General features: G+C 39.1%; 14 protein-coding genes and 1 pseudogene (1 of these 15 running past the window's edge). 2 read left to right on the top strand and 13 right to left on the bottom strand.

The features are described from left to right. Window positions 1-48 precede the first annotated feature (48 nt). The 13 genes and pseudogenes from IGL70_RS02165 to efp all read right to left on the bottom strand — a co-directional run. Window positions 49-846: pseudogene (locus IGL70_RS02165) on the bottom strand (IS3 family transposase); the annotation flags it as partial. A gap of 280 nt (window positions 847-1126) precedes the next feature. Beyond that, the gene (locus IGL70_RS02160) at window positions 1127-2506 is read right to left on the bottom strand and encodes an FAD-dependent oxidoreductase (protein ID WP_002286868.1); all 1380 of its coding nucleotides are present in this window, start codon (window positions 2504-2506) and stop codon (window positions 1127-1129) included. 175 nt (window positions 2507-2681) lie between these two features. Beyond that, entirely contained in the window at window positions 2682-3851 is a 1170-nt protein-coding gene (locus tag IGL70_RS02155; RefSeq protein ID WP_002331672.1) for a pyridoxal phosphate-dependent aminotransferase, read from the bottom strand. Beyond that, a complete protein-coding gene (locus IGL70_RS02150) occupies window positions 3826-4977 on the bottom strand; it encodes a M20 family metallopeptidase (protein WP_002297890.1) in 1152 nt (383 codons plus the stop codon). The genes IGL70_RS02155 and IGL70_RS02150 overlap by 26 nt, the downstream gene beginning before the upstream one ends. Beyond that, complete coding sequence (locus IGL70_RS02145) at window positions 4937-6286, bottom strand: aspartate kinase (protein ID WP_002304192.1); 1350 nt, start codon at window positions 6284-6286, stop codon at window positions 4937-4939. The genes IGL70_RS02150 and IGL70_RS02145 overlap by 41 nt, the downstream gene beginning before the upstream one ends. An 8-nt stretch (window positions 6287-6294) precedes the next feature. Next, window positions 6295-7296 carry an aspartate-semialdehyde dehydrogenase gene (locus IGL70_RS02140; RefSeq protein ID WP_002286873.1) on the bottom strand — a complete coding sequence of 334 codons (1002 nt, stop codon included), beginning with the start codon at window positions 7294-7296 and terminating at the stop codon, window positions 6295-6297. A 15-nt stretch (window positions 7297-7311) separates the two neighbouring features. Then, window positions 7312-8007, bottom strand: coding sequence for a 2,3,4,5-tetrahydropyridine-2,6-dicarboxylate N-acetyltransferase (gene dapD / locus IGL70_RS02135; protein WP_002301230.1), 696 nt, complete (start codon window positions 8005-8007; stop codon window positions 7312-7314). Between the two features lie 5 nt (window positions 8008-8012). Next, window positions 8013-8729 (bottom strand): 4-hydroxy-tetrahydrodipicolinate reductase, encoded by a 717-nt coding sequence (gene dapB / locus IGL70_RS02130; protein WP_002286877.1) that lies wholly within the window; start codon window positions 8727-8729, stop codon window positions 8013-8015. Further along, window positions 8726-9607, bottom strand: coding sequence for a 4-hydroxy-tetrahydrodipicolinate synthase (gene dapA, locus IGL70_RS02125; RefSeq protein WP_104857804.1), 882 nt, complete (start codon window positions 9605-9607; stop codon window positions 8726-8728). The genes dapB and dapA overlap by 4 nt, the downstream gene beginning before the upstream one ends. Window positions 9608-9609: 2 nt before the next feature. Continuing rightward, on the bottom strand, window positions 9610-10410 hold the full coding sequence (dapF, locus tag IGL70_RS02120) for a diaminopimelate epimerase (protein WP_104873693.1): 801 nt from the start codon (window positions 10408-10410) through the stop codon (window positions 9610-9612). Continuing rightward, a complete protein-coding gene (gene lysA / locus IGL70_RS02115) occupies window positions 10397-11656 on the bottom strand; it encodes a diaminopimelate decarboxylase (protein WP_002327651.1) in 1260 nt (419 codons plus the stop codon). Before lysA ends, dapF begins: the two co-directional genes overlap by 14 nt. 214 nt (window positions 11657-11870) lie before the next feature. Next, entirely contained in the window at window positions 11871-12041 is a 171-nt protein-coding gene (locus IGL70_RS02110) for a hypothetical protein (protein ID WP_002294348.1), read from the bottom strand. Between the two features lie 102 nt (window positions 12042-12143). Further along, window positions 12144-12707, bottom strand: a complete 564-nt coding sequence (gene efp, locus IGL70_RS02105) for an elongation factor P (RefSeq protein ID WP_002289434.1) — start codon at window positions 12705-12707, stop codon at window positions 12144-12146. 426 nt (window positions 12708-13133) lie between these two features. Between efp and IGL70_RS02100 the strand changes: the two genes are divergently transcribed. Together IGL70_RS02100 and IGL70_RS02095 are read left to right on the top strand one after the other, a co-directional pair. Continuing rightward, window positions 13134-14051, top strand: a complete 918-nt coding sequence (locus IGL70_RS02100) for a PLP-dependent cysteine synthase family protein (RefSeq protein ID WP_002297881.1) — start codon at window positions 13134-13136, stop codon at window positions 14049-14051. A 12-nt stretch (window positions 14052-14063) separates the two neighbouring features. Then, window positions 14064-14659, top strand: partial view of a cystathionine gamma-synthase gene (locus IGL70_RS02095; RefSeq protein ID WP_002289438.1) — the 5' portion only. Its footprint extends 550 nt past the window's final position; the window shows 596 of its 1146 coding nt (coding positions 1-596); the start codon lies at window positions 14064-14066; the stop codon falls past the right edge of the window.

The raw sequence follows: 14659 nt of genomic DNA, 5'->3' as shown, positions 1-14659 counted from the left end.
TGGAGTGGAGAAATCCACTCCTTTTTTTCATGCTCTAAAATGATATTTTTACACAACCGTTACGGTTGTTTTACGAAATTGGACGAGACTTTGCCAGTTTAATTTCTGTTTTATCCGTTCATTATTGTAGTAATAGATATAGCTATCGATGGCTGATTTTAATTCCTCGAAACAGTTATAAACTTTCCCGTGAAAAATCTCTTGTTTTAATAAGCCAAAAAAATTCTCCATAAGTGAATTATCTAAGCAGTTCCCTTTCCGAGACATGCTTTGAAAGATTTTGTACTCCTTCAATTTGTTTCTATAAGCTTTCATTTGATACGCCCAACCTTGATCTGAGTGAAACGTACGACGATAGGGACAATCGTTAGTGGTCTGGATAGCTTCCTCCAAACCTTCCATTACCGCTAATGCATTGGGCTTTTCAGAGATACGATAGGATAAAATCTCACTATTGAACATATCCATAAAAGGATCTAGATACAATTTCTTTTGACGGATAATGCCTTTGGCATCCACTTCATGGTATTTAAATTCAGTTGTATCCGTCGTGATTTTCTGATGGCAGATACTGGTGTAGAAACGACGATGGATCCGATTTTTGGCTACTGCTCCAACTTTTCCTCGATAAGAATTGTAGCGACGTGATTTACGCGTGTATGCCGTTACTTTTATTCCTAGCTTCTTGATCAAGCGCTGAACTTTCTTTTTATTGATAGAGAAACCGCGGTTTCTTAGTTCATTGGTCATCCGTAAACAGCCATAATCCTTGTGCTTCTCCCGAATTTTAAGCATTTCCGCTTCAATCTCTTGATCTGGATTTTTACGGTCCAATCGCCTTTGCCATCCAAATAATCATGAACGATCTTTAATTTAAGTTCAAAAGTATATTTAACCATAAAAAATACCGACCTCCAAAAGTTAGATTTTTTGGTCTAACTTTTGGGGGTCGGTACACAAATCGTGTCACAGTCCCTTTTTTGAAAATAAACGGTGTTCAAAAGCTTGCATCTGCGGTAATAAGTCCAGCCAAGTTAAAAACATAAGAAGCTGTTTTTACTTGGCTGTTCTTATTACTTGATGCAAGGCAGCTTTTTCACAACCTCTTTTCAAATATTTCGTTTTCTTATTCTACAAATGGTTCTTCTCCTAACGCTTGTTGAGCGGCTAGATTCAACATGCTCCATTGTCGGTCAAAGCCTGGCTGGAAGAAGAAGTCAGCTTCTGCTAGTTCTTCTAAAGTCAGTTTGTTTTGGATCGCTAGTGCCAATACATTTCCTTGACCTGTAACATCATAGGTAGATAATACTGCTCCTCCTAGCAATTGATGGGTCATTGGATCCGAGAATAATTGGATGGACACTTTTGGATTTCCTTGTTCTTCTGGTACATATTTTGGTCTTAACGTATCTTCATAATAAGACACTCGTACATCTACTCCTGCTTTTGCTGCTGTAAAGCTATTCAATCCGCTTGCTGCAAAATGATAGTCAAAGACACTTAATGCAGAGGAACCTACGACTCCGCCGAACGGTTTGTTTGGTACTTCTTCAAAAAGATGTTTTACTACATAACGTGCTTCTCTACGTGCAACAGTCGCTAAAGCGATCGGCATTTTTTTGCGTGCTGGGATAGAATAAGCAAGTGTAGCATCTCCTACTGCATACACATCTGGAAGATTCGTTTGCAAGTATTCATTTGTTTGGATCCAGCCACGTTCATCTAAGTCGACGATCCCTTTTAACCATTCTGTATTTGCCTTCACACCGGCAGCTTGAATGACTAGATCTGCTGGGATTTCTTTTTCACTTGTTTTGATTGCCTCAACTTTTCCGTTACCAGTAAAAGCTTCGATTTTTGCATTTGTCAAAACTTCAATACCGTTTTCATTTAGGTGTTGTTCTAAAATATCTGTCATCTCAGCATCTAAATAAGTGCCTAAAGGTCTATCGATCACATCAAGCAATACGACTTCTTTCCCAGCTTTTCGGCTTGCTTCTGCTGCTTCGATCCCAATGTAACCCGCACCTACGACAGCGATTTTTTTAATAGCCGGATCATTTAATTTTTCTTTGATTTTGGTTGCCCAATTGTATCCACGCATCAAGTAGACATTTTCTAGATCTGCTCCTGGTACTGGCAGATTGTTTGGTTTGACACCAGAACTCAAAATCAATTTGTCATAAGGATATTCTTTTGTTTCGTTATCTGATGCGCTAGTAACCGTTACTGTTTTTTTATCGGCATCGATCGTTTTTACTTCGTGATTATTTAAAATATGAACATTGGATTGCGGAAAGTTTTCTGGTCTGAAATTACGTACATCATTTACATCTGTTACCTTGTCTTCTAAATACAGCTCCATACCACATGACATGAAGGAAATATAGTCTCCTGCTTCAAATAGCGTGATATCTACATTTTCACCGTATCGTGTCAATAGTTCCAAGATCGATTGATGCCCTCCATGAGATGCACCTACAATGACAACTTTGATTTTTTCCATTGATGAAACCTCCTTGAATATTCTTTTAAAATCATTCTAAACAATTTAAACTTAACATTACATTAGTTATGAATCAAAAGAAACGCGTTCATTTGAACTAAATTTAAAAAACAATCGTCTCCTTGCAGAATATACCGCAAAATTAACGATTGTTTTTTTTGATAAAATCTATGAATCACTGTTCTGTTAAAAAGTCTTTGATCCGTTTGCAGGCCTCATGTAATTTTTCCATGCTGCTAGCATAAGAAATCCGGATATAACCTTCTCCTTCTGGGCCAAATGCAATTCCTGGGATACACGCAACTTTTGCCTGTTCCGCTAATTCTACACAAAACTGCCAAGAGTCAGTTTGAATGGCAGCTGGGAGTTTGCAAAACAAGTAAAATGCACCGTTTGGCTGGGTCACTTCAAATCCTAAAGGCGCCAATTGCTGGACCAGATAGTCTCTTCGTGTTTGATATTGCTCTTTCATATTCTCGCTATCTTTCACCCCATTTATTAGCGCTTCAGCCGCAGCTTTTTGCGCCATCGTTGTAGCGGCAGTCACCAGATATTGATGGACTTTAATTAGTTCGTCAATAAGGGCTTTTTGAGCAAAAATAAAGCCCACTCGCCAACCAGTCATCGCATGTGACTTGGATAACCCGCTTATCACGATTGTTTGTTCTGGAAGATAAGTAGCTATGGACATATGCGTTCCACTATAAGTCAATTCAGCATATACTTCATCACTTATAACAAATACCGGATATTTTTTTAAAACCTCAGCGATTGCTTTCAATTGTTTTGCAGACAATGTCGTCCCAGTAGGATTGTTAGGATAGTTTAAAATGACTGCTTTGACAGCTGATCCATATTGTTCAAATGCTCGTTCAAATTGTTCCGGCTGACAGACAAACCCTGTGTCAGAAGTATCTATCGGGATCAATTCAGCACCAGCTAGTTCCACTAATGGCTGATATCCTGAATAAGCAGGCGCTGGAATAAGAACCTTGTCTCCTTCTTCCAAAACAGATAACAATGCAGAGGCAATCGCTTCCGTTGCACCAACCGTCGTCAAAACTTCCGTTTGCGGATCATAAGTTAGTCCATAACGCTGCTGCTGAAACATACAAGCAGCTTCCCGCAGTTCCTCCAGTCCTCTCATTCCGGTATAGTGAGAAAAGTCTTCTTCAATCGCTGCTATTCCGGCTTGTTTGACATGCTCGGGAGTTGGAAAATCCGGTTCTCCCAGGGTAAGTTTGATCACATCTGGTATCGAAGATATTTGCTGATCGAATTGTCGTATTTTTGATACTTCTATTCTAGAAAGCCTGGGACTAAATCGATTGGATAAATTCATCATTATTTACTCGCTCCTCTTTTGAACTGCTATCGATTTTTACAAGAAGATTTTCTGTAAAAAGAATCGTTTTGTACCATTCTACACCATTTTCTAAAACATCCATATCAAAATCGAACGTCGGATCATGTAAAGCAGGGGTATCACCGACACCTAAAAAGAAAAATACACATGGATATTGTTGCGTATATATGCCAAAATCTTCGGCTTGAAGAACTGGAGCATCTAATTCATGTAGTTTGTTTGAATCTAGCAGTGCTGCATATAAGCCTCTATGGTTGATTACAGCTGGATAGCCGTCATTATAGTGAAAAGAAATAGTAGCTGTAGAGTGAAACTGTTCTGCTAAATGGTCTAATCCCCTCTTCAAATAATTTTGCATATCTGAACTGTAAGAACGGATACTTCCGGATACAATAACTTCTCCAGCTAAAACATTTCGGATCGTTCCACCTTGGATTTGGCCAAATTTCATTAGATGATTCCACTCTGCCGGTAATTGCCGGTCAAAATCATAAACATTCTTCAAAAATCGTACAGCTGCCTCCAGACTATCGATTCCTTTTTCACTAGAAGCAATATGTGCAGACTGGCCTTTAATGATAATGTCTGTTTCACTGCTTTGTGCCATCAAAGGTCCTGGTCGAGAGAAAACTTCTCCCTTAGCTAGTCCAGGCCATAGATGAAAGCCAAATATTGCTTGTACTTCATATTTATCCAACAATCCTGACTGAATAACGCTTTGTGCGCCACCGGAAATTTCTTCTGATGGCTGATAGATCAGTACTACATTATAAATAAGATCCTCAATGTGTTTAGTTATAAAGTCAGTCAACCCTAAAAGCATCGCCATATGTCCGTCATGACCACATGCATGCATATACCCTTCATGCTTAGAAGCAAAAGAGAGATTCGTTTCTTCTTTGACTGGCAGTGCATCGATATCTGTTCGAAAAGCAATCGTTTCTTCTTGTTGATTATCAAAATAAAGGAGTAGTCCTGTTTCGCCGATTTCATGGATAACGGCCCCGCTGTTTTTTACTTGTTCATATAAATATTTTTTTGTCTTGAATTCATGAAATCCGATTTCAGGAATTTGATGGAGTGCCATTCGATATTCTTTCAGCATCCGTATTCACCATCCCTTCATAGATACCCTTCACTACTGTTTCATATTGATTATTCGGTACACCGATGATCAGATTCAACTCCTGTGCTCCTTGTGATAAGATCGATGTGCGAATTTCTAATTTGTTCAATATCGATAACACTTTTCCAGATAAACCGATCAATTCTTTATGCGGTCCGCCAACGACAGAGATCAAAGCTAAGTCTTCAATCACGACGATTTCTTCCACGCCAAGTGTTTCTTTTAATTCTTTCGTGATGAGAAATAATTTATCGGCAATCGCTTCTGCTGAGACGATCACTCCGATATTGTCGATCCCTGAAGGAATATGTTCGATTGATATCTCATGTTTAGCAAAAATGCTCATTGCTTTCCAGATAAACCCGATTTCATCGGACATATGACGTTTGAATAAAGTGATGGAAAGAAAATCCTTGCGTCCAGCTATTCCTGTCAGTCCATTTTCCTTTTCTATTTCGTGATTCGATATTTTTGTCCCTTGAGCGAAAGGATCATTGGTATTTTTTATTTGGATGGGGATATCAGCCTCTTGAACTGGGAAAACAGCTGCTTCATGAAGAACGTTAGCCCCCATATAAGCCATCTCTCTCAGTTCTCTAAAAGAGATTTCCTCGATGATTTTAGGATGATCGATGATTCGCGGATCAGCCATCATGATTCCTGAAACATCCGTCCAATTCTCATAACTTTCCGCTTGCAACATCTTCGCCAGTATCGCGCCGGTAATGTCGCTTCCCCCACGGCCCAATAATTTTTCTTTTCCTGCAGGGTTCGCCCCGTAAAACCCTGGAACAACCATTTTCGGATATCTTTTAAATGCTTTTGTGATTTCCTGTGCTGTTTTTTCCTGATCGATTTTCCCATCATAGTCAAAGAAAATCAGGTCTTTTGCGTCAATAAACTGGTAACCAAGATACTCAGCCATCAGTTGAGCAGTCAGATATTCACCTCTACTTACTAAATAATCTTCAGTTATCTTTTCGTCTTCCAGTTGTTTCTGTATGCGTGCTAGTTCATCTTCAATAGGTAACTGCAGGGCAAGAACATCTCTTACTTGAATGAAACGATCACAAATCCTTTTCCAAAGGGGTGTCCAATCAACATGATGCTGAAGGTAAGCATAAATCAAATAAAGTAAGTCTGTTACTTTGTCATCATCTGACGTACGTTTGCCTAAAGCAGAAACAACGATCACTTGGCGATTGGGATCTGAAAGAACAATTGTACGGACTTTTTTGAATTGCTCTTCATGAGACATCGATGTTCCGCCGAATTTCGCTACTTTCAGCGTATTACTCATCTTGCCACCTCCGCTATTTTCTGCATTAAAGCTGCAGCAATCTGTACGGCATTCGCAGCGGCTCCTTTGCGTATGTTATCGGCAGTCGTATAGAACAACAATCCGTTCTCTAAAGAAGTGTCTTTTCTGATCCTCCCAACATAAACCATATCTGTTCCTCTAGCAAGAATGCTCGTCGGATATTTATGTGCTGCTAGATCATCTTCTAATTGAATCCCTGGAAACTGGCTGAGACACTCTCTAATTTCTTCCGTCGTAAACTCTTTTTGCAGTTGAACTGCCACAGAGACTCCATGTCCATTTTCGATTGGCACACGTACGCAGGTTGCTGATACTGGCAAAGCAGGCTGATGCAGAATCTTACGGGTCTCATTTATCATTTTCTGTTCTTCTTTTGTATACCCATTTTCCAAAGGCTGATCGATTTCCGGAATCACCGTTTGGCTAATATTATAAGGATACAAAACTGGTTCCTCGTCATTTTGCGTACGATGAAGATCTTCAATGCCTTTTTGCCCGGAACCAGAAACTGCTTGATAGGTCGAATAATTGACTCGCTGGATACCAAAGGCTTCTTGTAAAGCTTTAAGTGGAAGTACCGCTTGAATGGTTGAACAATTTGGATTTGCAATCAGCCGATTCAATGTATAGTCTTCCAGATTGACCTCTGGAACGATTAATGGAATATCCGAATCTTCCCGCCATGCTGAGGAATTATCTATGACAAATAGTCCCTGACTTCGTGCGATTGGCGCAAACTCTTTGGATACAGAAGCACCTGCAGAAAATAGCGCTAAATCATATCCTTCAAATGAAGTTTCTGTCAATTCCTGTACAGTGTGTTTCTTTTTCTTGAATACACAAACTTTACCGGCTGAACGTTTTGAAGCTAATAATTTCAATCGTCCTACTGGAAAATCATATTCTTCTAACACTTTGAGCATCGTTTGGCCGACTAATCCGGTTGCCCCCACAATACAGGTATCTATTTCGCGCATTTTTCTCCATCTCCTCTATAATTCGCGTAACGCAGCAATCAATGCTGTATTTTCTTTTGTCTGATCATCACTTATTTTTAATACACGTGCAGGTATTCCACCGACAACAGTGCCTGCTGCCACATCTTCTAAAACCACTGCTCCTGCTGCCACGACTGCATCTTTTCCGATATGGACACCTTCAACAATCACTGCATTCGCACCTACCAGTACGCCGTCTTCTACGATAACCGGTTTGGCCGATGCTGGTTCGATCACACCTGCTAAGACAGCTCCTGCACCAATATGGCAGTTTTTGCCCACTGTCGCTCGTCCACCTAAGACAGCACCCATATCAATCATCGTGTTTTCACCGATTACTGCACCAATATTGATAATCGCTCCCATCATGATCACGGCATTGTTGCCGATTGACACTTGATCTCTGATAATAGCACCTGGTTCGATACGAGCATTAATTTTTTTAATATCTAGCAAAGGAACTGCGCTGTATCTTGCAGCAGTTTCGATTTCGATTTCAATGATTTTTTCTGATTCAGCTTCTAAAACCGGAGCAATCGTCTCATAGTCACCAAAAACAACGAAGCTGCTTCCTTCACCAAAAACTTTACTTTCTTTAAATTCGATTGGCTCGGTTACATTCAGATAGACTTTCACAGGCGTCTTTTTAGATGCCGTTTGAATGTAGCGGATGATTTCTTGAGCTTCCATGTTTTTTACACCCCTTTGTCCATTAATAAATCTTCTAATTTGTAATAACCTGGTGACTGATCTTTCAACCAGTCCGCTGCTTCTACTGCGCCTGCAGCAAAGATTCGATTAGAAAAAGATTCATGTTTGATCGTAAATATTTCATCAGTAGCAGCAAACAATACATCATGTTCACCAGGTAAAGAACCTGCACGAATACTGTGTACACCAATTTGGTTTTCTTCTCTTTTTTTCCCTTGCCAGTTGTATACGGGCTGCAGCTTTTGCACTTCTTGGATTGTTTGAAGCAGCATATTTGCAGTACCAGATGGTGCATCTTTTTTACGACTATGATGTTTTTCAATCAGTTCGATCTGCCAGCCTTGCAACATTGCAGCTGCTTGCTTGATTAGTTGATTCATCACCATGATGCCGAACGAAAAATTAGCACTATACATCACAGGTACATGTTTGGCATGTTCTTTTATTTCTTGGAACTGTGATTGTGTATAACCTGTCGTGCCAATGACTAACGGAAGTTGATATGATAAGCTATACGAAAGGATTTTCTCTAAATTATCTGGATGAGAAAAATCAATAAGCAGTTCTGGCAGTTCCGTAAAAGCAAGCGTAGTTGCTTCTTTAGGTGCCGTCCGTAAAAGAAGGACCGTATCTCCTCTTTCTTGTGCAACTTCTTCGACTCTATTTCCCATCTGTCCACTGCCAATCAGTCCGATTTTCATTTTTCAACCGTCCTTTCCCTTAGCAAAAGCTGAGCTAATTGTTTCTTTTTCTCTTTTGAAAGAGAAACTAAAGGCAGGCGTAGAGGTCCGGAAGGTAAGTCTAATAATGACATGGCTGCTTTGACAGGAATAGGATTGGTCTCACTGAACAAGGCATGGATCAGTTCAAGTGCATTTAATTGCTTTTCTTTTGCTTGCTGCCATCTTCCGTCCTGCGTATCTTTTACTAATTCATGGACTATTTTAGGTTGGATATTCGCCCATACACTTATTACACCGCTTCCTCCTACACTCATTACTGGTAGGATCAAATCATCATTTCCACTGTAAAGGAAGAATTCTTCTCCAATCAACCGAGCGGCATCCATCACATAAGCCATATCTCCTGAGGCTTCTTTCAAACCAATGATATTAGGATGTTCTGCTAAATTTACTAATACATGAATTGGAATCGACATGCCTGTTCTAGAAGGAACATTATACAAAATAAGCGGAATCGGTGAGGCTTCTGCAATTGCTGTAAAATGAGCAGCTAGTCCTGCGTCACTTGTTTTGTTGTAGTAAGGGGTGATGACCAAAAGTGCGTCTGCCCCCAAAGAAGCAAAATGCTTCGCTTTTTCAATCGTTTCTTTTGTATTATTCGTTCCAGCTCCTGCAATCACCGGCACACGGCCAGCCACTTTCTTTACTGTCAGTTGAAGGATCTGCTCCTCCTCAGATTGTGTGAGCGTAGAAGATTCTCCTGTTGTACCTAAAACTAATAATCCGTCTGTTTGTTCATCTAAATGGAATTGGATCAATTTTTCCAAACCAGCATAATCTACTGATCCCTCTTCATTCATCGGCGTGATCAGCGCCACGATCGAACCTTTTATCATCTTCATTCCTCCAATATTCTTGTCCATTCATGAACTGCTGGGCCAGCCATTTGTATCGTATCCTCACCAGAGATCATCAAGTCTCCTTGTTCCAAGTGAACAACTACCTGATCTGCTGAAATTTTCCCAGTTTCCTTAGCAACTACATAAGAGGCACAGCAACCTGTACCGCAAGCAAGTGTCCAACCTACTCCTCTTTCATAGGTACGGACGATCAATTCTTGTTCATTGACTACTTCTACAAAGTTGACATTGGTTTTTTCTTTGAACAAAGGATGATGACAGATCAGTTCACCTCTTTTTCTCCAGACTTCCTCACGCGCGTTTTCAACAAAAACAACGGTATGAATCGTTCCTAAAAATAAACTAGTGATCGTTACTTTTTCACCATTGATCTCTATTTCCTGGTTTTTTATTGGATAAGTTTGATTAGCTTTGATTTTTTCCGGAGAATCATCTGGCACTCCCATATCTACGCTGCAATAAAAAGGTGAGGGATCCAACACCGTAATTTTTCTTGTGCCTGCTAATGTCTCTACGTTGAATTCCTGTTCATTCATCATGTTCTGATCATTTACGTATCGAGCAAAACAGCGAATGCCATTTCCGCACATCGGCGCGCGGCTGCCATCTTTGTTGTAATAGATCATTTCCAACGGATCGATTTTTACGGCGATCAATCCGTCTGTATCATATTTTTCTTTTGTGCATAAAGAAGCGGCTAATTGACTATAATCTGTGTCTTCTGCGTAATCTAATAAGATAAAATCATTTCCGCAGCCATTATATTTATGAAGGATCATAGGAAACTTCCCCCCTTAGTAGATCAGAAAATGCTTGTCTGCGAACAATCAGTCTTGATTGGCCATTATTGACAAAAACAACTGCTGGTCGTGTCGCTCGATTGTAGTTGCTGCTCATCGAGTATCCATAAGCTCCCGTGGAATAAACAGCTAAAAGATCACCCGATTCTGCTTTCGGCAAATAAGCTTCTTTAATTACCACATCGCCTGATTCACACATTTTTCCTGCAATCGTCACTTTCTCTGTTTTTTCTTCCGACAGTTTTGCTGCTAAATCACAATCGTATTCTGCCTGATACAGAGCTGGACGGATATTATCTGTCATCCCGCCATCTACAAAGTAATATTTTTTATGTGGTGTCTTTTTGATGAAACCAATCGTGTATAGTGTTGTACCAGCTTCTCCAACAATACTTCTACCCGGTTCAATCAGTAATTGACGAATGGTCAGTTTTCGTTTTTCCAAAGCTTCTTCCGTATATTCAATCAGTTTTTTTAGTGCCTCTTCGACTGGGATTGGCTGATCATTTTGTGTATAACGAATCCCAAACCCTCCGCCAAGATTCAAGGAAAGAGGTTGGTCAAAATCGGTTAAGTAATTCGTCAATTTGTCGATTTCAGCTAACCAAGCAATAACATCAAAAATTTGTGACCCGATATGAGCATGAAATCCTTCTAACTCTAGATAGCTGCTTTCTTTTATCAACTGAAGGGCTTGTTGGCACTCTTTACTTTCATAGCTCATGCCGAATTTTGAATCAATATGCGCAGTGACGATATATTCATGAGTATGTGCTTCTACTCCGACATTCAACCGAAGCATGATACAGATTTTTTTTAAATAGCGTTGGCTTAATTCTGCTAATAATTCAACTTCCATCAAATTATCGGCAACAATATGCAACAAATCATTTTCAAGTGCATAGATCAGTTCCTCTGGCGTCTTGTTGTTACCATGGAAGTAGATAGTATCTCTAGGAAAATCAGCTTGCAAAGCGGTATAGATTTCCCCACCACTGACAACATCTAGCCCGAATCCATATTCACGAACTAAATGCAGCATCTCAATCGTTTGGAATGCTTTAGAGGCGTAAAGTACTTTTGTATCAAAACGTTTCGATACAAAGCCTCGCTTGAATGACAGCATCGTTTGTCTCATCTTTTCTTCATCATACACATACAGAGGTGTCTTATACTTTTCTGCCAATGTGCTTGCTGTGACTCCGCCAATTATCAATTCTGTCATTTTTTCATTCCTCTTTTCACTTTTTTTCCGTTTTTATTGGAATTTCATTTGATAAAGATTTGAATTTTATTGGAATAATATTAAACAAAATTTTCTGAATTGTCTAGTATATTTCGAAATATTTTTTAAAAAATAAGAATAAAAATGGTTATAAAAACAAAATACCCGAACTATTAGAAGCTATTTATACATAAAAACATAAATTCAACACTATTTAGTGATGAAAAAATATTTTCGCTTCAATATAGTTCGGAATAGTTCGGATATTTTCAATTTTATGAATCATTTCAATTTCTTCATAAATAAGTGCAGTTTCTTCTTTCTCTAGCTTTTGCCATTCATCTTTCAAAATATAAATAAAATCAAATACTTTTTTATTTTTCAATTTGCTGATTCCACAAAAAAACCTCTTGAAAGGCAGATCCGATGATCCACTTTTCAAGAGGTCAAGCTATGTTTTTCAACTTCTTATCAATTCGTCAGCTCATTATTTTGATGCACGTTTTACATAAGAACCTTCTGCTGTATTGATTTCCAACAATTCATCTGTTTCGATGAAGTCAGGAACATTGACTACTAAGCCAGTTTCCATTGTCGCTGGTTTACCTGAACCAGTGACTGTTGCACCTTTGATGGAAGGTTGTGTTTCCACAACACGTAATACGACAGTTGTTGGTAATTGAACGCCGATGACTTCGCTACCGAAGAATTGGATTTTTACTTCCATGTTTTCTAGGATATATTTCATTTCTTCTTCTACTGTTTCTACAGGAATTTCATATTGCTCATATGTTTCCAAATCCATGAAGAAAGCTGTATCATCCATCGTGTACAAATATTGTACAGGTTTTGTGTCGATATGTGCTTTTTCAAATTTTTCTTCTGGTCTGAACGTTGTGTCGTATGTTGCACCTGAACGGACATCTTTCAGTTTCATACGCATAACTGTATTTCCTTTACCAGGTTTATGGTGGCTTGCATCCAGAACTTTAATCAGTTTGCCGTCTTGTACGAAAGTCATACCGGCTCTTAAATCACTTGCTGAGATCATTATTTTTGCTCCTTCTTTTCTTTATCATAATCAACTTTATTGTATCAGACAACCGGCCAGAAAACTAGAGTATTCTCTATCTTTTAAGGTCTCATGCCTATTTGTCAGAAAAATAAACACGGGTAAACGATGCTATCGAAATATTTTTTTCTTTCAAGCCTTTGACTTTTATTTTTTTTCATGCTATCGTTAATAAAAATTTTACTTGGAGGGATACACATGACAGTCAGCAACCAAAAACAATTGAATCGTTGCTGTTGTATGGTGCATAAAAGCAGCATACTATTTGTCATGTCTATTAATTGCCCTTCATAGAATGAGTACCAGGTAACTTATCTTTTTATCTACTCAATTTTTCTCTATGTCTTTCAAGGAGCTGATTTAATAGTCAGCTCCTTTTTTTATTATCTTTTTTAGGAGGCCCATATGATTATCTCGACAATTACAGAAGCTATTGGTTCCACACCGCTTTATCGCTTTGACAATCAGCACTATTCTATGCCTAAAGGTTCTGCTATTTATGCAAAACTAGAATATTTAAATCCTGGAGGAAGTATCAAAGATAGATTGGGCAGTTATTTGATCAAAGAAGGATTTGCCCAAGGAAAAATCAATGAAAAAACGACGATCATCGAACCAACTGCCGGAAATACAGGAATTGGGATCGCTCTGGCCGCACTCACATACAAATTAAGAACGGTTTTTGTTGTTCCAGAGAAGTTTAGCTTAGAAAAACAACAATTGATGAAAGCATTGGGAGCAAAGATCATCCATTCTCCTAGTGAGCAAGGAATCATCGGTGCCATCAGCAAAAGTAAAAAACTTGCAGAGGAGATATCAAACAGCTATCTGCCTCTTCAATTTGAAAATAAAGATAATCCTGCTGCTTACTATCATACGTTAGGGCCAGAAATCTTTCATGAAATCAAAGAAAATATCCATAGTTTTGTAGCAGGAATTGGGAGTGGTGGAACCTTTGCTGGAACTTCTACCTTTTTGAAAGAAAAATATCCCGACATTCGAATAATCGGTGTAGAACCAGAGGGCTCTGTGTTAAATGGTGGTGATCCAGCCCCTCACGAAATTGAGGGTATCGGTGTAGAATTCATTCCGCCGTTTCTTTCTCCCCTTTCAATCAATCAGATCGAGACAATCTCTGATGTAGAAGGGTTTAACCATACTAGGCAGTTAGCACGAGAACAAGGACTATTAGTTGGAAGTTCGAGTGGTGCGGCTTTTGCAGCAGCATTAAGAGAAATTCGTCGTTTACCACCTGGTCATCGTGTCGTTACGATTTTTCCAGACGCAGCAGACCGCTATTTATCAAAAAACATTTACTTATAGGAGGAAAGAAACATGCACATTCAAACAAAATTGATCCACGGAGGCATCAGTGAAGATCCCACAACAGGAGCTGTCAGTGTACCTATTTATCAAACATCCACTTATCGGCAAGATGGCGTCGGCCAGCCTAAACAATATGAATATTCAAGATCTGGTAATCCTACTCGTTTTGCATTGGAAGAACTGATTGCTGATTTGGAAGGCGGTGTTCGAGGATTCGCTTTTTCTTCTGGTCTTTCTGGGATTCATGCCGTTTTTTCTCTTTTTCAAGCTGGCGATCATATCTTATTAGGAGATGATGTCTATGGAGGAACATTCCGTCTATTTGACAAAGTTCTTACTAAAAATGGTCTCGAGTACACGATCATAGATACGAGTAATCTTGATAAAATAGAACAATCCATCAAACCCAATACAAAAGCACTTTATCTTGAAACACCTAGCAATCCGCTTCTAAAGATTACTGATTTAGAAAAAAGTGCCACTCTGGCTCATCAACATGGATTGATAGTTATTGCTGACAATACATTTGCTACTCCTTATTTTCAAAGACCTTTAGATCTCGGTTCTGATATCGTTGTCCATAGCGGTACCAAATATCTAGGCGG

It is taken from the genome of Enterococcus sp. DIV0901a, from assembly GCF_051711525.1.
Classification (GTDB): Bacteria; Bacillota; Bacilli; order Lactobacillales; family Enterococcaceae; genus Enterococcus_B; species Enterococcus_B faecium.
This window is presented reverse-complemented; position numbering and strand designations above follow the sequence as displayed.